The organism is Pseudofrankia inefficax, assembly GCF_000166135.1.
GTDB lineage: Bacteria > Actinomycetota > Actinomycetes > Frankiales > Frankiaceae > Pseudofrankia > Pseudofrankia inefficax.
The window spans coordinates 446869-466110 of sequence record NC_014666.1; the positions used below are offsets into that span (position 1 = coordinate 446869).

At 70.7% G+C, this 19242-nt stretch carries 15 protein-coding genes; 10 read left to right on the forward strand and 5 right to left on the reverse strand.

Translation table 11 applies throughout. The features are described from left to right. Nucleotides 1-97: 97 nt before the first annotated feature. The 3 genes from FRAEUI1C_RS01820 to FRAEUI1C_RS01830 form a co-directional block, all read right to left on the reverse strand. Nucleotides 98-961, reverse strand: a complete 864-nt coding sequence (locus FRAEUI1C_RS01820) for an amidohydrolase family protein (RefSeq protein ID WP_013421571.1) — start codon at nucleotides 959-961, stop codon at nucleotides 98-100. 329 nt (nucleotides 962-1290) lie between these two features. Continuing rightward, nucleotides 1291-2697, reverse strand: coding sequence for a proline--tRNA ligase (gene proS, locus FRAEUI1C_RS01825; protein ID WP_013421572.1), 1407 nt, complete (start codon nucleotides 2695-2697; stop codon nucleotides 1291-1293). Between the two features lie 142 nt (nucleotides 2698-2839). Continuing rightward, the gene (locus FRAEUI1C_RS01830) at nucleotides 2840-3139 is read right to left on the reverse strand and encodes a hypothetical protein (RefSeq protein WP_013421573.1); all 300 of its coding nucleotides are present in this window, start codon (nucleotides 3137-3139) and stop codon (nucleotides 2840-2842) included. Between the two features lie 614 nt (nucleotides 3140-3753). On the opposite strand from FRAEUI1C_RS01830, the gene pstS reads away from it, so the two are divergent. The 10 genes from pstS to FRAEUI1C_RS01880 all read left to right on the forward strand — a co-directional run bounded on the left by pstS (nucleotide 3754) and on the right by FRAEUI1C_RS01880 (nucleotide 16651). Continuing rightward, nucleotides 3754-4869 carry a phosphate ABC transporter substrate-binding protein PstS gene (gene pstS, locus FRAEUI1C_RS01835; protein WP_013421574.1) on the forward strand — a complete coding sequence of 372 codons (1116 nt, stop codon included), beginning with the start codon at nucleotides 3754-3756 and terminating at the stop codon, nucleotides 4867-4869. Nucleotides 4870-4997: 128 nt separating this feature from the next. Next, nucleotides 4998-6179 (forward strand): PstC family ABC transporter permease, encoded by a 1182-nt coding sequence (locus tag FRAEUI1C_RS37100; RefSeq protein WP_013421575.1) that lies wholly within the window; start codon nucleotides 4998-5000, stop codon nucleotides 6177-6179. Further along, a complete protein-coding gene (pstA, locus tag FRAEUI1C_RS01845; protein ID WP_013421576.1) occupies nucleotides 6176-7243 on the forward strand; it encodes a phosphate ABC transporter permease PstA in 1068 nt (355 codons plus the stop codon). Before FRAEUI1C_RS37100 ends, pstA begins: the two co-directional genes overlap by 4 nt. 97 nt (nucleotides 7244-7340) lie before the next feature. Then, nucleotides 7341-8117, forward strand: coding sequence for a phosphate ABC transporter ATP-binding protein PstB (gene pstB, locus FRAEUI1C_RS01850; protein ID WP_013421577.1), 777 nt, complete (start codon nucleotides 7341-7343; stop codon nucleotides 8115-8117). Between the two features lie 2 nt (nucleotides 8118-8119). Next, the gene (locus FRAEUI1C_RS01855; RefSeq protein WP_157734778.1) at nucleotides 8120-8929 is read left to right on the forward strand and encodes a response regulator transcription factor; all 810 of its coding nucleotides are present in this window, start codon (nucleotides 8120-8122) and stop codon (nucleotides 8927-8929) included. A 147-nt stretch (nucleotides 8930-9076) separates the two neighbouring features. After that, nucleotides 9077-9562, forward strand: coding sequence for a hypothetical protein (locus FRAEUI1C_RS01860; RefSeq protein ID WP_232425264.1), 486 nt, complete (start codon nucleotides 9077-9079; stop codon nucleotides 9560-9562). Continuing rightward, the gene (locus FRAEUI1C_RS01865) at nucleotides 9562-10989 is read left to right on the forward strand and encodes a hypothetical protein (RefSeq protein WP_013421580.1); all 1428 of its coding nucleotides are present in this window, start codon (nucleotides 9562-9564) and stop codon (nucleotides 10987-10989) included. The genes FRAEUI1C_RS01860 and FRAEUI1C_RS01865 overlap by 1 nt, the downstream gene beginning before the upstream one ends. After that, nucleotides 10986-12359 carry a vWA domain-containing protein gene (locus FRAEUI1C_RS01870; RefSeq protein ID WP_013421581.1) on the forward strand — a complete coding sequence of 458 codons (1374 nt, stop codon included), beginning with the start codon at nucleotides 10986-10988 and terminating at the stop codon, nucleotides 12357-12359. Before FRAEUI1C_RS01865 ends, FRAEUI1C_RS01870 begins: the two co-directional genes overlap by 4 nt. A 54-nt stretch (nucleotides 12360-12413) precedes the next feature. Continuing rightward, entirely contained in the window at nucleotides 12414-13529 is a 1116-nt protein-coding gene (locus FRAEUI1C_RS01875; protein ID WP_013421582.1) for an ATP-binding protein, read from the forward strand. Then, entirely contained in the window at nucleotides 13526-16651 is a 3126-nt protein-coding gene (locus tag FRAEUI1C_RS01880) for a DUF5682 family protein (RefSeq protein WP_013421583.1), read from the forward strand. The genes FRAEUI1C_RS01875 and FRAEUI1C_RS01880 overlap by 4 nt, the downstream gene beginning before the upstream one ends. Before the next feature lie 22 nt (nucleotides 16652-16673). Here FRAEUI1C_RS01880 and FRAEUI1C_RS01885 read toward each other — a convergent pair whose 3' ends face one another. Together FRAEUI1C_RS01885 and disA are read right to left on the reverse strand one after the other, a co-directional pair. Continuing rightward, nucleotides 16674-17672, reverse strand: coding sequence for an HhH-GPD family protein (locus tag FRAEUI1C_RS01885; protein ID WP_013421584.1), 999 nt, complete (start codon nucleotides 17670-17672; stop codon nucleotides 16674-16676). Between the two features lie 346 nt (nucleotides 17673-18018). Continuing rightward, nucleotides 18019-19098 (reverse strand): DNA integrity scanning diadenylate cyclase DisA, encoded by a 1080-nt coding sequence (disA, locus tag FRAEUI1C_RS01890; RefSeq protein WP_013421585.1) that lies wholly within the window; start codon nucleotides 19096-19098, stop codon nucleotides 18019-18021. Between the last annotated feature and the right edge of the window lie 144 nt (nucleotides 19099-19242).

A 19242-nucleotide genomic window follows, 5' to 3' on the forward strand; every position in this document is an offset into this window, starting at 1 on the left:
GGGATCTCGGCGTTCGGCCGCTCGGGTCTCGCCGTCGGCGGTGGCCGCGGCGCCGGCCCGAGCGAGAGGGAAAAGGCCTGCTGGCGGATGGAGCGGCTTACGCGTCGAGCTTGAGGACCTTGCGGGCGTTCTCGTGCAGGAACTTCGGCCACACGTGGTCGCGGAACGGCACGGTCGGCATGTCCGTCATGATCCGTTCGAGCGTGAGGCCCATCGGGAAGTACCCGGCGTAGAGGATCTTGTCCGCGCCGCGGGTGTTCGCGAAGTCGACGATCGCCTTCGGGTAGTACTTCGGCGTGAAGGCGGAGGTCGAGTAGTACAGGTTCGGCCACTTGAGCAGCAGCTTCACGGCCAGGTCGGTCCATGGCTCGCAGCCGTGCCGGGTGACGAAGACGAGGTCGGGGAAGTCGAACATGACCTGGTCGATCAGCTCGACCCGCTGCGGCTCGAACTTCAGCCGCGGCCCGGGAACCCCGGCGCAGCAGAACACCGCGATGCCCAGCTCGACGCACTTCGCGTACGCCGGGTACATCTTCTCGTCGTTGATCGCGACCTGCGGGAAGGTCCCGGACGGGAAGGCGCCGACCGCCCGGATGCCGTACTCCTCGTGGTCCCGGACGATGGCGCGCACGGTGCCCATGACGTCGTTCGGGTCGTTGATGTTGCCGCTCGCCACGAACCTGTCCGGGAACTTCTTCAGCGCGACGCGGGCGGACTCGCCGGCGCACCCGATCAGGCCCTTCTCGACGCCGAACCGGTCCATCTCGTGCAGCGTGACGCTCACCGGGTCGTCGGTCGGCAGGTCGTGCGGGACGTTCTTGAACATGTACTCGGCCGGGAAGGCGAACTCCTTGGACTCGGCGTCCTTGAGCTGCCGCCGGATGAAGTCGTACTGCGAGGTGCCGGGCTGCGGGAAGCCGATCATCGTGTCGATGATCGGGACTCCGGTGGGGAACGCCATCTCACATCCTCGTCGCCAGGTGCCAGGCCGTGGCGCGGACCGCCCGCCACGATCGAGTCGAGCCGGAGCGGGCCCCGGCTCGCCGGCCGGTGCCCGGACGCCTCGACCGCCCCCGCGCTCGCACCAGCCCGTCCAGCCTGGGCCTAGTCTGAAATCCGGTTCCATGACAGTCAAGGGTTGCCGTACTGGCAGACCCCTTAGGAGCGAAACACAGTTCTACCCGAAGTGCCCGCCGGAAGCCGGCTCGGCAACGCCCACGGGCCCGGCCGCATGGTGACGCGGCCGGGCCCGTGGGCGTTGGACCGACCCTCGGGGGCCGGTCGATGGGGTCAGTAGGCCCTGGCCACCAGGCAGACCAGGTCGTCGGTGTCGTCCGTGCCGGTGGGCAGCGTGCCGTCGGCGTTCTGGATGCAGCGCACGGTCAGGGACTCGGCGGCGAGGCGCGCCTCGCCCTCGTCGCCGACCAGGCGCCAGGGCAGCCGGGCGAAGCCGGTGGCGGCCGCCTCGATCGCGTCCGCGAGCGAGGTGACGTCGGCGGTCCGGGAGTCGCGCAGCGCGAGGGCCTGCTGGTAGAGGCCGGCCTGGACGTCGTCGAGCAGCGCGGGGACGCGCGCCGCCGCCTCGGCGAGCGGCACGGTGATCTTCTCTCCGGTGTCGCGGCGGGCCAGGGTGACGTTGCCGACGGCCAGGTCACGCGGGCCGACCTCGACGCGGACCGGCGCACCCTTGAGCTCCCAGTCGGTGACCCGACGGCCGAACGACAGCCCCGGCCGGGCGTCCAGCGTGGCCCGCACGCCCGCGGCCTTCAGCGCGTCGGCGATCTGGGTCGCCGTGGCCACGACCTTCTCGTCGTCCCGGACCGGCAGCACGACGACCTGGGTCGGGGCGAGCCGCGGCGGGACCCGTAGGCCGGCGTCGTCGCCGTGGGCCATGATCAGCCCACCGACCATCCGGGTGGACGAGCCCCACGAGGTGGTCCAGGCCAGGTGGCGGGCGCCGTCGGCACCGAGGTAGTCGATGTCGAAGGCGCGGGCGAAGTTCTGGCCCAGCTCGTGGCTGGTGGCCATCTGCAGCGCCTTGCCGTCACCCATCATGCCCTCGCAGGTGAGGGTGTTGATCGCGCCGGCGAAGCGCTCCTTGCGGGTCTTGCGCCCGACGAAGACGGGCATGGCCAGCACCGAGACCATGAAGTCCTGGTAGACCTCCAGCGCGATCCGCCGCGCGTAGGCCGCGGCGTCCGGGCCGTCCGCGTGCGCGGTGTGGCCCTCCTGCCAGAGGAACTCGCTGGTACGCAGGAACAGCCGCGGCCGCAGCTCCCAGCGGACGACGTTCGCCCACTGGTTGAGTAGTAGCGGCAGATCGCGGTAACTCTGGGTCCACTTCGCCATGTACTCGCCGATGACCGTCTCACTGGTCGGACGGACGACGACCGGCTCCTCCAGCTCCTTGCCGCCTCCGTGGGTGACGACCGCGAGCTCCGGGCTGAACCCTTCGACGTGCTCGGCCTCCCGGCGCAGGTAGCTCTCCGGGATGAACAGGGGGAAGTAGGCGTTGACGGCGCCGGCCGCCTTGATCCGGGCGTCGACGTCGGCCTGCATCCGTTCCCAGAGCGAGTAGCCGTACGGTCGGATCACCATCGACCCCCGGACCGGACCGTTGTCGGCCAGCTCGGCCTTCGCGATCACGTCCTGGTACCAGCGGGGGAAGTCGTCGGAACGAAGAGTCAGTACGGCCACGCGTCCACGATATTGCCCGCACCCGTCGTACGAGCGATAGCCCTGCGTGGCCGGACACCTTTCGGCCGGGCGCGGACCGGTGATCTTACGCCTGGCCGTCGTCCCGGCCGGGGTCGTCGCGCGGCGCGCCCGGACCGGCGAATCAGAGCGCCGCGTCGGCGGCGAGCCCGGCTGGCTCGCGGAACACGAGCGCGACGTCGCCGGCGCCGCGGTGACCGACCAGGGCCGCGGCCGGGGGCATCAGGATCATCGCGGCGGTGACGTCGGCGGCCGTCGCGCCGGGCGAGATCAGGAGCTGGTGCTCGACCGCGCTCCCCTCGCGGGCGGTCGTCACCACGGCGAGCGAACGAGGCAGCTCCGCGAGGTGGCCTGGCTCCGGGTCGAGCTCGTCGGTGTCGCCTCCGGTCTTGAGGTCACCGGCGCCGGCGGCGGTGTCGTTCATCGATGTCTCCTTCTGCCTGCCTGCGGGTACCGGCCCCGTGCTCGGTCGCCGCGCGGCCGCTGCCGGTCGGAGTCGTCATCGCCTCCATGACCTGCGGCTACCTGACGCATGCTGTCAGCAACGATGTCGTTGCTGTGCAGCAATCAGCTCGCACCGGTGATCGGTGAAGGGTGATCTCGGGGCGATTGGGGCGCTGGGCAGCGCTCGGCCCACGTTGGTTGCGTTGCGTAGTTGTCCGGCCATCGCCTGGTGTGTCTCTGGAAAACGAGCCCCGTGTCGGGCCGCGCGGTCGGCGCGGAGCCCCGGCGCGGGCTGATGGGCCCAGGCTGGTCGGACGTCGGCGTTGGTGGCGACCAGGACGCCCACCGTGGTCTCACAGTGGTCCGCGTGGAGGTGAACAAAACCGAATGGTTACCGTTCGTAGTCGTTTTTGTGATCACCTGGCCGCGATGCCAGAGGATCAACGCATACGAGTAGCTGTTCCGGTGTGTGTCTGGTTTGTGTTCGGGTTTGTTCATTCTGGGTTCATCGTGGCCGACTTCGATGTTCCATCGGCGGTCCGGATCGGACTGCTGGGGGCAGGTGCCTTCGGGCGCCATTCAGAAGGGCTACTCGTGAAGGTAGGCAAGCGTCAGTCCGCCGCCGCCGGCATCGCCGTCGCGGCGCTGCTCGGGGTCGCGGCTTGTGGCTCGGACAACAACAGCGGCGGTGGCGGCTCGACGCCGTCGGCCGCCGGCACGTCGGCCGCGACGATCAGCTGCGCCACCGGGAGCATCAGCGGCTCCGGTTCGTCGGCGCAGAAGAACGCCATGGACCAGTGGGTCAAGGACTACACGGCGAAGTGCAGCGGCGCGCAGATCCAGTACGCGTCGGTCGGCTCCGGCGCGGGCCGCACCGCCTTCATCGCCAAGCAGGTCGACTTCGCCGGCTCCGACTCGGCGCTCGCGGAACCGCAGGCGACCGACGCGAACAAGGTCTGCACCGGCGGCGCGGCCATCGACATCCCGACTGTCGCCGGCCCGATCACCCTCATCTACAACCTGTCCGGCGTCTCGACGCTGAAGCTGTCGCCGTCGCTGGTCGCCAAGATCTTCTCGGGCGCGATCACCAAGTGGGACGACCCGGCGATCAAGGCCGAGAACAGCGGCGCGAGCCTGCCCAGCACCCCGATCCAGACCATCCACCGGTCGGACAGCTCGGGCACCACCGACAACTTCTCCAAGTTCCTGCACGGCGCGGCTCCGGCTGACTACCCGACCGACCACAGCTCGGACTGGAAGGCCCCGGGCGGCCAGGGTGCCAAGGGCAGCGACGGCATCACCTCCGTCGTCAAGTCGACCGCGGGCGCCATCGGCTACGTCGAGCAGTCCTACGCCGACAACGCCGGCCTGCCGACCGCCGAGATCAAGAACGCGAACGGCGAGTACGTCAAGGCCAGCACGGACGCCGCTTCGAAGGGCCTGTCGACCGCCACGGTGGCCGACGGCAACGACCTCAAGGTCACCTTCGACTACACGTCCAAGGTCGCCGGCGCTTACCCGATCTACCTGATCTCCTACGAGATCGTCTGCACCGCGGGTCAGGACCCGGCGAAGGCCGGCCTGGTGAAGTCCTTCCTCACCTACGCCACCTCCGACGCGGGCCAGTCCTCGATCACCGACCTGGGCTACTCCCCGCTGCCCTCGTCGCTGGCCACCAAGGTCCGCGGCGTCATCGCCACCCTCCCGTAACACCGAACCAAGCGGCTGCCTGAAGGCGCGGGTCCGTACCGCGTCGACGGTTGTCCGTCCGGCCGCGGCCGGGGTGTCCTCACCCCGGCCGCGGCCGGGCCTTTCATTCAGCTGACTAGGAGGGGACGATGACGACAGAGCCGGCCATCGAGCCGGGCGGTCCTGCTGGGCCGGGGGGGACTGAAGGCATCGAGCCACCTCCTCCCATCACACCCGAGGGCGGCAAGGCGAAGGTCAGCCTCGCCGACTCGCTGTTCAAGAACCTGACCCGGGCCTGCGGCGTGGTGCTGCTGCTTCTCATCGCAGCCATCGCCGTTTTTCTCGTTGTGAAGGCCACGGGCGCGCTGGGCGCGAACAAGGGCAACTTCTTCACCACGAAGACCTGGAACCCGAACGACATCCCGCCGGTCTTCGGCATCGCCGCGCTGCTGTCCGGAACGGTCATCACCGCGGCCATCGCGATGCTCCTCGCCGTGCCGGTGGGGGTCGGCATCGCGCTCTGCATCACGAACTACGCGCCACGCCGGGTCGCAGACCCAATCGCCTACGTCGTGGACCTGCTCGCCGCGGTGCCCAGCGTCGTCTACGGCCTGTGGGGCCTGGTCGTCCTCGTGCCGCACATGGTCGGCGTCGAGTCCTGGATGAACCAGTACCTGCTCTGGTTCCCCTGGCCAGAGCTCGCCGGCGCGCTCATCGGCTTCGTCGTCCAGCGTCTCGTGGGCCGGGGGACCGTCGGCTCGTTCGTCACGTCGGGTGGCGTCCTCGGGCTCCTTGTCGGCATCGTCGCCGGCATCGCCAAGGCGCCGGACAGCATCGGCATCTTCAACACGCACGGCGCGGGCACCGTCGGCCGAGGCATCTTCGTCGCCAGCGTGGTGCTGGCCGTGATGATCCTCCCCACGATCGCCGCCATCTCTCGTGAGGTGTTCCGGCAGGTGCCGACGGCTCACAAGGAGGCGGCGCTCGCCCTTGGCGCCACCCGCTGGGAGATGATCCGTACCGCGGTCCTGCCCTACGGCCAGCCCGGCGTCATCAGCGGTGCCATGCTCGGCCTCGGCCGCGCGATGGGCGAGACGATCGCGGTCGCCCTGGTGCTGCCCGCCTCGTTCAACATCCCTTGGCGCGTCCTGACGCCGGCCGGAAACACGATCGCCGCGAACATCGCGAACGCCTACGGCGAGGCGAACGACAACGGTCGCGGCGCCCTGATCGCCTCCGGTCTGGTGCTGTTCATCGTCACCATGATCGTCAACATGGCGGCTCGCGCGGTCATCGCCCGGCGCGCCGAGTTCTCCGGGAGCGCCACGTGACCACTGCGACCGCCGAGGCGCCGGCCGGCGCCCCGTCCGACGACCACCTGCATCTCAAGGGCAACCAGCTTCCGGCGTACGCGCTGCCGGCCGTCGCCGCCGGCGCGGTCGCCGTCGCCCTGGTGCTGTACTTCGCCACGTCGATCCAGGGCAAGATCCAGACTGGGCTGATCGCGATCCTGCTCTACGGGATCGGCCAGACGATCGCCTCCAGCCTGGTGGAGGGCGGTCGTCGCGCCGTCGACCGGTTCGTGCGGACCATCATCTTCGGCACGCTGCTGCTCGCGCTCATCCCGCTGGTCGCCGTCCTGGTCCAGGTGCTCGTCAAGGGCGCCAGCCGGCTGGACGGCGACTTCCTCACTCACTCGATGGCCGGGATCAGCGCCCGTGACGCGGGCGGTGGCGCCTACGCCGCGCTGATCGGGACGCTGGAGCAGATCGGCCTCGCCAGCCTGATCTCGATCCCGTTCGGGGTGCTCGTCGCGGTCTACCTGGTCGAGTACGGCCGGCGGAACCGGTTGAGCCGGACGATCAGCTTCTTCGTCGACGTGCTGACCGGCCTGCCGTCGATCGTCGCCGGCCTGTTCATCTTCGCGTTCTGGATTCTGCTGCTGCACCAGCACCAGACGGGATTCGCGGGCTCGCTCGCCCTGGTCATCCTGATGATCCCGACGGTGGTCCGCTCGACCGAGGAAATGCTCAAGCTCGTCCCGAACGAGCTGCGCGAGGCGAGCTTCGCCCTCGGCATCGAGCGGTGGCGGACGATCATGAAGGTCGTCATTCCGACCGCCCTGCCCGGGATTGTGACCGGCGTCATGCTGGCCATCTCCCGAGTGGCCGGCGAGACGGCGCCGCTGCTCCTTACGATCTTCGGCAACGACTACATCAACTCCAACCCGTTCGTGGGTCACCAGTCGTCGCTGCCGATCTTCATCTTCACCGAGGCCACCAAGCCGCAGGCGTCCGCGATCGCCCGTGCCTGGGCCGGCGCGCTCACGCTGATCATCCTGATCATGCTGCTCAACCTCATCGCCCGGCTCGTGTCGCGCCGGGCCAAGGTCTGACGGGCCGGGGAATGATCCGCCCGATTCTCTCCCGGACCCAACCCGAACTCACCGTCGTGTCGAGCGAGCCCCGGCGGCTCAGGTAGCAGAGGTAGCAATGGCCACCCGAATCGATATCCAGGGCATCGACATCTTCTACGGCAAGTTCAAGGCCGTGTCGAAGGTGGAACTCGCCATCGAGCCGAAGAACGTCACCGCGTTCATCGGCCCGTCCGGCTGCGGCAAGTCGACCGTGCTGCGCACCCTCAACCGGATGCACGAGGTCATTCCGGGCGCTCGCGTCGAAGGCAAGGTCCTGCTCGACGGCGAGGACCTGTACGGCCCCGGGGTCGACCCGGTCAACGTGCGTCGCCGGGTCGGCATGGTCTTCCAGCGGCCGAACCCGTTCCCGACCATGTCGATCTACGAGAACGTCATCGCCGGGCTGAAGCTCAACGGCGTGCGCAAGAAGTCGCTGCTCGACGAGCGGGTCGAGGAGTCGCTGCGCGGCGCGAACCTCTGGGAAGAGGTCAAGGACCGCCTCGGCCGGCCGGGCGCCGGTCTTTCCGGCGGCCAGCAGCAGCGGCTCTGCATCGCCCGCGCCATCGCGGTCGAGCCCGAGGTGCTGCTCATGGACGAGCCGTGCTCCGCGCTCGACCCGATCTCGACGCTCGCGATCGAGGACCTCATCCAGAAGCTGAAGAACAGCTACACCATCGTGATCGTCACCCACAACATGCAGCAGGCCTCCCGGGTGAGCGACGCGACGGCGTTCTTCTCGCTGGAGGCGACCGGCCAGCCCGGCAAGCTGATCGAATACGACAAGACCACCAAGATCTTCAGCAACCCGGCGGAGAAGCGGACCGAGGACTACATCTCCGGACGGTTCGGCTGAGCATGTCCCTTCCCGTCGAGGCGGGAGCTCCCGTTGTGCCGGCCGCCGCGGCTCCGACCGCGGCGGCGGCCGTGGTGCTCGTCGCCGACGCGGAGGTGGACGACACCCTCGTCGCCGCCTTCGCCGCCCGCGGCGCCGAGGTCAGGGTCGTCGGCGACGGCGCTCTCGCGCTGCTGGAGGCCGGCCGGCTGGCTCCGTCCGTCGTGCTCGTCGGGGCGAACCTGCCGGTGGTCGACGGCATCGGCGTCGTCCGCGCGCTGCGGGCGATGCGTGGCCGGGGCGAGGTGACCATCCTGCTCGGCCTCGGGCCGGATGACCTCGCCCAGGCCGCCGACGGCCTGGAGGCCGGCGCCAGCGCCTGTGTCGCCAAGCCCTACCTCGTCGCCGAGGTGCTCGCGCTCGCCGGCCTGCCGGCCGATGGCCTCGCGACGACTCCGGGTGCCTCGGCGCTTGGCGGGCCTCGCCTGGCCGCCCGGCCCGGCGGCTCGGGCACGGAGGCCGATCCGGAGGTGCTTCGGGTCGGCGCGGTGTCCCTTGACATCGGCGCGCACCAGGTCCGGGTCGACGGGGTGCCGGTCGCTGTGCCGCCGCGGGAGTTCCGGCTGCTGCGCGTGCTGCTGGAGCGGGCCGGCCGGGTCGTGCCCCGGGAGAGCCTGCTGGAGCTGGTCTGGGGCACCTCCCAGATGGACTCCAACACCCTCGCCGTGCACGTCCGCCGGCTGCGCCGCCGGCTCGGCGACACCGCCGAGACGCCCTGGTCCATCGAGAGCGTCCGCGGCGTCGGCTACCGCTACCGCATTCCGACGTCCTGAGCCCCACCGCAGGTCAGCGGTCGTCCAGCCCACGCCTGGTTCGGCTCGTACCGTCAGAAACTGTCGGACGGCCCGAGTAGAACTGGGGGACAACGGGCAGATCGGACGGTCGGGACTGCGGAGGTTGTGGCGGTGGTCGAGAGCGGCGTGGACAGACGCAGCGTCGGGCGGGTGGTACCGCCGGTCGGGCCGCGAGCACTGGCCAAGGTGCCCTTCGTCGAACTGGCGCACGGACGGCTGCAGGGCGTCGTCTCCAGCGGGTCCGACATCGAGCGGGTGTACGTCTCGTCGATCGAGACCCGTTCGCACGCCTACAACTGCGGGACGAACAACAACCGGCCATGCGGCGGGCTCACGGGCGGCGGTCCGTGCAACCACCTTCGGGCGCTGGTGGACGCGGCCGTGATGCAGTACGGCGTCGAGCGGGTGGCCCGCTACCTGCGAGTCGACATCGCCGAGGGTGCGGGCAGCGGGTCGGACGTGCTGGCGGCCCTGCGCGGCCAACGCGCGCAGCTGCCGGCGTCAGCCGTGTTCTCCGATTTCTTGCGCCATCTCGGCTACCTGGAGCTGCCGGATGTCACCGAGCCGGTGCCGGAGCTGGACTGGTTCCCGGCTGGGCGGGTGGTGGCCTGATGCTGGCGACTCAGCTGGCTGACCTGCTGGCCGCCACTCCCGCCGGCGTCGCGGATGCGCTCGCTGTCGTGGACGGGTTCGACGACACCCTGGTCACCGGCCTGGGTCGGCTCGGGGCCGACCAGCACGCGGCGGTGTTCGCACTGGCCGACGTGCTGGCCGCGAGCCCGCTCGGGCCGGTCGCCCGCGAGGCGGCCGAGAAGCTTGCCACCGGCTCGGTCAGCGACGACGTGCTGGCCACGCTCGCGGGAGCGCGCGCCGCGGTGCTCGGGGCCGTCCACGACGCGTTGCTCGGCGCCGTCGACCTGACCGTGGGCCGGGAGCGGTCTGCCTGGGACGAGGGGATGGGCTCGGCTGGCGCGACGGCGGGGGAGGCGGCGCTCGGGGGCTGCCGATCGTGGCTGCGCGAGCTGGCGATCGTTGGCTGGCGCGGGGCCGAGGACGAGCTGGTCTCCTCGTCGGCCCAGGCACGCGAGGCCGCGTTGGCGGTGCCACCGCTACGCCGGCTGGCCGTGCTGCTGGACGGACTCGCCGCGGAGCTGCTCGCGGCCGGTCCGGTGGGGGTGCGGGGACGCCTGCCGGTGCGGCGCTGGGCTGACCTCTGGACGCGCGGCGTGCTGCTGGCTCGCCACGGTGCCTGGGCGGCTGACGGCTCGGCCGGCGTGTCGACCGGCCGGCTGCTGCCGCTCGGCGCCGAGGTGGCCGAGCACGGCACGGCTGTGCGGCTGGTCGTCCACGCCGTGCTGGAGACCGCCGGTGAGCGTCCCCGGCTGATGCGGACCGCGGTGACCGCCGCGAAGGTGGACACGATCGTCGGGCCGGCGGTGTGGCGGTTACTCGAGACCTACCCGGTCCTGGTGGGCGCGCTCGTGGAGCGGCGGGCCGTGGAGTTCTCCGAGCTCGTTCTGCTCTCGACCGGCGACCTGGTCTGGCGGGAGGACGCCGCACGCCTGGCCGAGGCGGCCGACCCGTTCGTGACCGCCCGGGTGCTGCCGGCGGGGGCGCTCGCCCCGCCGGTCGCGCCGCTGGATCGGCATCCGGTCCGGATCTGCGAGCCGGTGCTGCTCGAGGGCTACACGGCCACGCTCGCCGACGACGGGCAGACGCTGACATTCGATCTGGGCGGTTCGGTGCTCGGCGTGGAGGTCGAGCCCGCGGCGGCGGACCCGGCGGTGAGCCTGGGGCCACTCGCGCCGGCGGTGCTCGCTGGCTCGTCGGCCTGCCTGGGCCTGCTGCGCTGGGATGAGGGTCGGTGGCTACTGCGGCCGCTCGGCGTCCAGGCCGTGGTCAAGAAGAAGCCGCTGGTCGCGCACGTCGGCGACTGGGCCCGCGGGGCCCCCGACCCGAGAATCGCCAAGGCTCGTGCGAAGAACGAGGACGCCGTGCCCGTACTGCGCGAGCGCGCGGGAAGGCTGCTGCGCGGATGAGCATCCCCTCCGTCTCCAGTGGGCCAGCCGCCTCGGCGGGGCCAGCCGGGTCAGCCGAGCCAGAGCTCGATCCGGCCGCGTCCGAGAACCGTCGGCAGGTGCTCTACTGGCGGCTGCTGGCGCGGATCTTCGCGCCGGACGAGCAGCCCTCGCTGGAGGCGGCGAGCCTCGCGATCGTCGAGGATCTCGACCTGCCGGCGGCGCTGCTGGACCCGACCGTGTCGATCGACAACGTCGTGCAGCGGTTCCCGGCGTTGGCCCCCGAGATCGACGGCCTGCTCGCCGCGCCGGCGGCCGACCTCCCCGCGGGGTCGGTCGGCGCGGCGGAGGTCCGAACCGCCGCGGTGATGGCGAAGCTACTGCTGAACACCTTCGCGACCGGTTCGGGAGGTGTCACGGCCGGGCAGCTCGCCGACTGGCAGGCTGACGCCGGCTGGCTGCGGCGGACGCTCGGGCCCGACGTCGGCGACGGGCCCGGTGGCCCGGGCGCTGTGCTCGGCGAGATCGAGGCCGACCTGGTGAGCCGGATGCACCTGCGGGAGGTGCTGGCGAATCCGACGCTGGCCCGCCGGTTGACCCCGAGCATGTCGCTGATCGAGCAGTTGCTGCGCGACAAGGACAACCTCTCGGGTGTTGCGCTGGCGAACGCGAAGGCCCTGATCCGCCGGTTCGTCGACGAGGTCGCCGAGGTGCTGCGTACCCAGGTCGAGCAGACCAGCGCGGGCACGCTCGACCGGTCGGTGCCGCCCAAGCGGGTGTTCCGCAACCTCGACCTCGACCGGACGATCTGGAAGAACCTCCCGAACTGGAGCCCCGAGGACCAGCGCCTCTACGTCGACCGCCTCTACTACCGGCAGACCGCCCGGCGCACCACGCCGGCCAAGATGATCGTCGTCGTCGACCAGTCCGGCTCGATGGTCGACTCGATGGTGAACTGCACGATCCTGGCTTCGATCTTCGCCGGCCTGCCCAGGGTGGACGTCCATCTGATCGCGTACGACACCCGCGCGCTCGACCTCACACCCTGGGTGAACGACCCGTTCGAGGTGCTGCTGCGGACGAAGCTCGGCGGTGGCAACGACGGACCCGTCGCCATGGAGATGGCTCGTCCCAAGATCAGCGATCCACGTAACACCGTGATGGTGTGGATCTCGGACTTCTACGAGTTCGACCGGTCCCAGCCGCTGTTCGAGGCGATCGAGTCGCTGCATCGCGGCGGCGTCCGGTTCATCCCGGTCGGCTCGGTGAACAGCTCCGGCCGCGGCAGCGTCAACCCATGGTTCCGGGAGCGGTTCAAGGACCTGGGCACGCCGGTGATCTCGGGCCATATTCGCAAGCTCGTCGCCGAGCTCAAGAACTTCGTCGCCTGAGGCACGCGCCCCGGCCCTGACCTTCCTTGACTCACCCTGACTGGAGATCCGCGCATGACCGCCGAGATGCTGCGTGCCCCCGCCGAGGTCAAGTACGCCGCCGAGCTGGACTGGCTGGAGTCCGTCGACGGCGGGCCGAGGCCGTACTCGTGGCGGCTGAGCCCGCGGATGGTCCGGCTGTTCGTGCTCGGCTCGCGTCCGGCTGACGGCCTCGACCGGGACGTCGACCAGAAGTGGTTCGGTGACCCGAGCCTCGTCGAGCGAGCGATCGTCACCCTTGCGTCTGACCGCGGCCTGCTGCTGATCGGCGATCCCGGCACCGGCAAGAGCTGGCTCGCCGAGCTGCTCGCCGCCGCGATCAGCCGGGACTCGACGCTGGTCGTCCAGGGCACGGCCGGCACCACCGAGGACCACATCAAGTACTCGTGGAACGTCTCGATGGTGATCGCCAAGGGGCAGTCCAGGGAGTCGATGATCCCGTCGCCGATCATGACGGCGATGGAGCGTGGCGTGATCGGCCGGTTCGAGGAGCTGACCCGCTCGACGAGTGACGTGCAGGACGCGCTGATCTCGATCCTCTCCGAGAAGTACGTGTCGATTCCTGAACTGGACACCGACAGCATCGCGTTCGCGAAACCCGGCTTTTCGATCATCGCGACCGCGAACAGCCGGGACCGGGGCGTCAACGAGCTCTCCTCTGCACTCAAGCGGCGGTTCAACTTCATTCGCATCCCCGTCGTTACGAACAAGCGCAGCGAGGCCGACATCGTTCGGTTCCGCACCGCCGAGCTGCTGCGCCGCCATGAGATCGACCTGGACGTGCCGCCGACGCTGCTCGACATCCTGCTGCAGAGCTTCGCCGACCTCCGGGCGGCGTCCGCGGCCGCGACCAGCGACGACGAGAGGCTTGAGTCGGCGCTGTCGACGGCCGAGCAGATCGGTGTGCTCGAGGACGCGATCCTGCACAGCCGGTTCTTCGGGGATCGGGCGCTGACCGCCGGCACGCTCGCCGGCTCGCTGGTCGGTTCGCTCGCCCGGCGCAGTCCGGAGGATCTGGCAATTCTCAACAAGTACTGGCACGGCGTCGTAGAGCCGCGCAGCAAGTCCGACGGCGGGCTGTGGCCGGACTTCCTCGAAGGTGGCCGCCAGGCGATTGCCACCCTCTCGTGACGGTGTCGCCCGAGCTGGCGGAGCCGGCCGACGTCGCGTCGTTCGAGCAGCTCAGAGCGCGACTGGTCGAAGCGGCCGGCGCCTTCGCGGCGGACTCGGCCGCGCTGGCCGAGATCACGACCGGGCTCGTCGACGACGTCTCCTGGATGTTGCGGGAGCCGTTGGAGATCTTCCCGGTCTGCCACCACTCGCCAGCATCAGCGCTGGCGATGAGCCGGCGGCTGCGGGAGAAGCGGCCGCGGGTCATCTACCTGGAACTGTGTGAGGATCTGCGGCCGTTGCTCGGCGAGCTGCGCAACTGCCGGCTCCCCGTCGCGGTGCAGGCCTTCGCGCACGAGCTGGCCGGGTTCCCGACCGGTTGGGGTCCGCTCAGCGTCGTCGCGCCGCTCACCGAGGCGTCGGCCGAGTACCAGGCGATCGCGTACGCCCTGGACACCCCGGGAGTCGAGCTGGTCCTGGTCGACTGGTCGGCCGACCACGTCTTCCAGTGGGAAGCCCAGTCTGACGGGGCGACGGCGCCGGCAGGTCCGGACGATGCCGAGGGCCGGCCCGTCGACCCCGACCGGGCCGAGGAGGCGGCCCTGCACGGCGACGCCGTCGGTATCGAGATCGGTGACCTGCGGCCCCGGTTCGCCGAGCTGGAGGCGTTCCTGCTCGCGCATGGGCGGGTGCGGCACTGGTCCGAGTGGTGGGACCAGTACGCCGAACAGCCGCTTCTCGACGCCGACTATGGCGTCTACCGGCAGGCGATGGCGCTGATCGGGAGTCTGTTCCGCCGCCTGCGCCCGGGCGGTCCCGACGACCGGCTGGCCCGGGACGAGGAACGCGAGCGCCACATGTGGACTCGTATCCGTGAGCATCTGGCCAACTCTGGCGTCGACCGGTCAGATTGTCTGTACGTCTGCGGTGCGTTCCATGCCGTCAGCCGTGTGCCCGAGTTCGGCACGCTGCACGCGGCCGAACCGGCACCATTTCCGGAGCCATCGGTGCTGGCGAATCCTGCCCGGGAGACTGGGCTGGCCGAGCCCGCTGGCTACAGGATTCGGCCGGTGACGGCCACCTCCTGGCTGTACGGCTTGATTCCGTCGAGCCATTCGGCGATCGAAGCGCAGTTCGGGCTGGCCGGAGGATCGGTCTCGATCGCGCAGGCGACTTGGGCGAAGGCGCTCCAGCGTTCGGGAGCCACGCCGTTTCGGCTCGCTGGTAAGCCGGGCGAAGCCGGGCCGGGCAAGCGGCCGTCGGCCCGTGCCCCCCGTTCGGCGAAGGCAGGTTCCACTGGCAAAGACGGGTCCCGCGCGGCCTTGCTCGGCGGGCCGGCCACCGGCGCGCCCAGGGGCGGCGAGGCGGACGCTGGCCAGGCAGGTCTCGGCAGCGGGCCGACCGAGGTCTACATCGACCGGCTAGCCGGTTTCCTCGAACGGCCGCCAGCGCTGGACGCGCTCGACGAGGCGGAGTTGCTCGGCTGGAGTGTCGACATCGTCCGGCTCGCGCGGCGCGGTGGCTATCTCGCCAGCACCGCCGACGCGATCGCCGTATTCGAGACGTCGATCCTGCTCGCCGGGCTGCGCAACAGGGCCCGGCCCACGCCGTACGACTTCCAGGACGCGGCCGTCACCTGCATCGAGAAGGACGTCGTTCCTGGCCGCCGGGACGTGCGCCGGCTGTGCGAGATCCTGCTCGGTGGCGACCGCGTCGGTCAGGTCGGCTACGACGCCCTGCCTCCGCTGGCTCGCGACGTTCTGGACCGGCTAGCTCCGCTGGGCCTCGACCTTGAGAAACGCACCGTCCAACGCGCACTGCTCGACCTGACGGCGCGCCCAGAGCTGGCCGCCTGCTCGCGGCTGCTGTGGATGCTGCGTTACCTGCTGCCCGACGGGGCCATCCGGCCGATTCTCGGTGTCCGGCGGCTCGGCGAGACCTCGCCACAGGAGAGCTGGGACCTGGCGATCGGCCGCCACCAGCGAGCGATCATCGAGCTGGGCTACGAGGCCGTCACCGTCGAGCAGGCACTGGAGCAGCGGCTGCGTAAGGCGGTCTGGGCTCCGGACGCAACGGCGTCCCGCGCGCTCGCCGCGGTCGAGGACGCCATCCTGTTCCTGGGCGGCCGTCGCCTCGCCGACGAGCTCGGCGCTCGCGCCGTCGAGCTGCTCACCGCCGAACGGACCGTCGACGACGCGCCTGAGGTGCTGCGCCGCATCCGTCGGCTGCTCGACTACTACCGAGTCAACGGGCCAAGCCTGCCGGGATGGTGCGAAGAATTCGTCAAGGGCGGCTACGCCCACTACTGCACCCTGCTGCCGACGGCATTCGCCGCCGAGGACGTCGGTGTTCGCCAGGTCGCGTCGATGCTCGGGTTCCTGCTGACGATGGAGAACCTCGCCCTGGCACTCGGCTGCGACCGCGCCCAGCTGGACCTGGCCGTGCGCCAGTCGCATCCTGAGGCTCCGGACCGGGTGGCCCTCCTCTGGGCGGCGCAGTCGCGGCTTGGCCAGCTGTCCATGTACGAGCTGCGGGTTCGTTGCGACGACCTCATCGCAAACCCGCTGGTCATCCCGACATTCCCGCGCTATCTCGTGGGTTTCGTGCAGGCGGTCGAGCCAGTACCGGGGCTGGCCGCGTTCGTCGTCGAGGTGATCTCCAAGGCGTTCGCCAGCCTGCCCGACGCGGTGCTGCTTCCGTGGCTGCCGACGCTGATCGCGGCCTTGCGGAAGGACGCCGCCGACCACGTCTCGACGCTCGTCCGGGAGGCGGCCCGCACCTTCCCCTCCGGCCTCCCGGACCTGGACGCCTGGACGCCACCATGGTCGGAGCGCTCGCCGGTGGCTGGGCCGACGAGCGCCGCGGCCAGCTCGAACGTCGGCTCGTCGCCCGCTGGCACCGTGCGCCGCCCGACCGCCCCGACGGTGGTGACCCTGCTCGGCCGATACCCGGCTGCCACCGACGCGGTGGCCGCGTTGCTGGGAGTTACCGGCGAGTGGTCGGCGATCACCGCGACCAGGCACGAGCAACCTGTCGAATGGTCTGACCGAGCCGGCCGGAGCACGAACACCGTCGCGGCGCTTCTGGCCACCCATCCGGCGACCGCCGCCGCCGTGCACGGCCTGATCACGGGCTCGGCTTGAAGGTTCGAGACTGGGTCGAGAGCTAGCCGGCCTGCGCGTCGCCGGGAAGCGCGAAGACGCCCGGCGAGAGGACGACGGCGAGACCGTCGTCCAAGAGGCCGCGCAACGCGCGGTCGCGCTGGATGGGCTCGTCCCAGGCTGCGTCGAGCAGCGTCGCGTGGACCGGCCCGTCCGCCTCGCGCAGCACCGCGAGCAGACGGCCGCGGACCTGGCGGTCGGTTCCGGCGTAGCCCTGCGGCTTGCGGGCCGGGCCGTCGGCCGGCGGGCTGCCGGCGAGCAGCCAGGCGCACCGCTCCCGCACCGGACAGCCCGCGCACCGCGGTGCCCGGGCGACGCAGACGAGCGCCCCGAGCTCCATGAACGCGGCGCTGGCCCGGGCCGCCGTCTCCGCGTCGGCCGGCAGCAGATCCTCGACGAGGGCGAGATCCTTCCGGCTCACGGCAACTGGTCCTTCGGCCCGGCCCTCGATGGCCCGAGCGACCAGACGGCGGACGTTCACGTCGATCACCGGCTGCCGCTGTCGGAAGGCGAACGCTGTCACCGCCCGCGCGGTGTAGGTGCCGATGCCTGGCAGGGCGAGCAGATCATCCAGGTTGTCCGGGACCGCGCCGCCATGCCGTTCGACGATCGCGGTGGCCGCCTGGTGCAGGCGCAGGGCCCGACGCGGGTAGCCGAGCCTGCCCCACATCCGCACCGCCTCACCCGAGGGCTCGGCGGCGAGGGCGGCCGGATCGGGCCATCTGGCGAGCCAGGCCTCGTAGACCGGCAGCACCCGGTTGACCGGCGTCTGCTGCAGCATGACCTCGCTGACCAGCACCGCCCACGGCCCGGCCTCGGGCCGCCGCCAGGGGAGCTCCCGCGCGACCAGGCCAAACCACTCCAGCACCGGCTCGGCGAACGGTCGCTCGCCGTCCTCGGTCTTGTGAGCGCCGCCGAAGGTACCGGCGGCATCCCCGACGAGGCCGGCGGCTGGCAGGTGAGCGACGGCGGCGTCGGTGCGTCCGTCCTGGTTACCGTTCATCGTTTGCCATCGTGCCAGTACGCCCTGGGCCGGCCGGCAGGCCCTTGGCTCGGCCGGCGGGCGGTTGACTAGTCCGTCGACCGATCCGGCTGAGGTGGTCAACCCGACCCGTCGCCGATAGATAGATACGGACAAACAAGCCAAATCATGGCAATCCGAATATAGAACTCGCGAACATTCCGCCATCGGACGTCGCCTGCCGCTTCTTGATCGCCGTTTGAGCCCTCGGGTGGTTGCGATCGAGGCGTCTTTACGACCCATGGAGGGCCGAAACGGCGATCAAGAATGGGCTCTCCGGCGGGCCACGGCGTGGTGCGGTTCCGGTGTTGGCCGCGGCTCGGGGGTGCTAGGCGTAGCGCTCCAGGATGGAGGATTCGGCCAGGCGGGACAGGCCTTCGCGGACGGCCTTGGCGCGGGTCTCGCCCACGCCCTCGACAGCCTGGAGGTCGTCGACACCGGCGGCTAGCAGCTTCTGCAGCGTGGTGAAGTGGTCGACCAGGCGGTCGACGATCAGCCGGGGCAGGCGGGGGATCTTGGCGAGCATCCGGTAGCCCCGGGGGCTGATCTGGCGGTCCAGGGCATCCGCGCCCGAGCCGAAGCCGAGCGCGCGGGCCAGCGCCGTCAGGTCCAGCAGATCGGTGGCGGACATCGCGGCCAGGTCGGTGAGCACCTCGGCCGGGGAGCCGACCTTCGCGCCGACGGGCTGGTAGTCGCGCACCGTCAGCTCACGCTCGGTCTCGACGCCGGCCATCAGCTCCTCGAGCTGGAGCGACAGCAGCCGGCCGTCGGTGCCGAGCTCGACGACGTAGCCCTCGATCTCGTCCGCGATCCGGCGGACCATCTCGAGGCGCTGCAGCACCGAGATCGCGTCCCGGACGGTGACCAGGTCCTCGATCTCCAGCGCGGACAGCGTGCCCGCGACCTCGTCGAGGCGCTGCTTGTAGCGCTCCAGGGTCGCCAGCGCCTGGTTCGCCCGGGAGAGGATCGCGGCCGAGTCATCCAGCACGTAGCGGCGGCCGCCGACGTACAGCGCGATGATCCGCATCGACTGGCTCACCGAGATCACCGGCAGGGCGGTCTGGCGGGCCACCCGTTCGGCGGTGCGATGGCGGGTGCCGGACTCCTCGGTCGGGATCGTCGGGTCGGGCACCAGGTGGACCGCGGCCCGCACGATCCGGTTCAGGTCGGTGGAGACGACGATGGCGCCGTCCATCTTGGCCAGTTCGCGCAGGCGGGTCGCGGAGAACTCGACGTCCAGCTGGAAGCCGCCGGTGCAGACCCCCTCCACGACCTTGTCGTGGCCGAGGACGATCAGCGCGCCGGTGTGGCCGCGGAGGATGCGCTCGAGGCCGTCCCGAAAGGGGGTTCCCGGCGCCACCGCGGCGAGCGTGGTCCGGAAGGCCTCATCCCCGGGTGGTCCTGCCATCAGGTTCCTCTACTCCCTACCGAGACCCTCGGGACGACCCACTTTGTCTCGTCGACCGAAGGGTGATCTCCTGCCGCGGTGGTAATCGTATCCAGGCGCTCGGTACCACTACGGACGGCCTCCGACTCGGGTACTCCGGCGGGC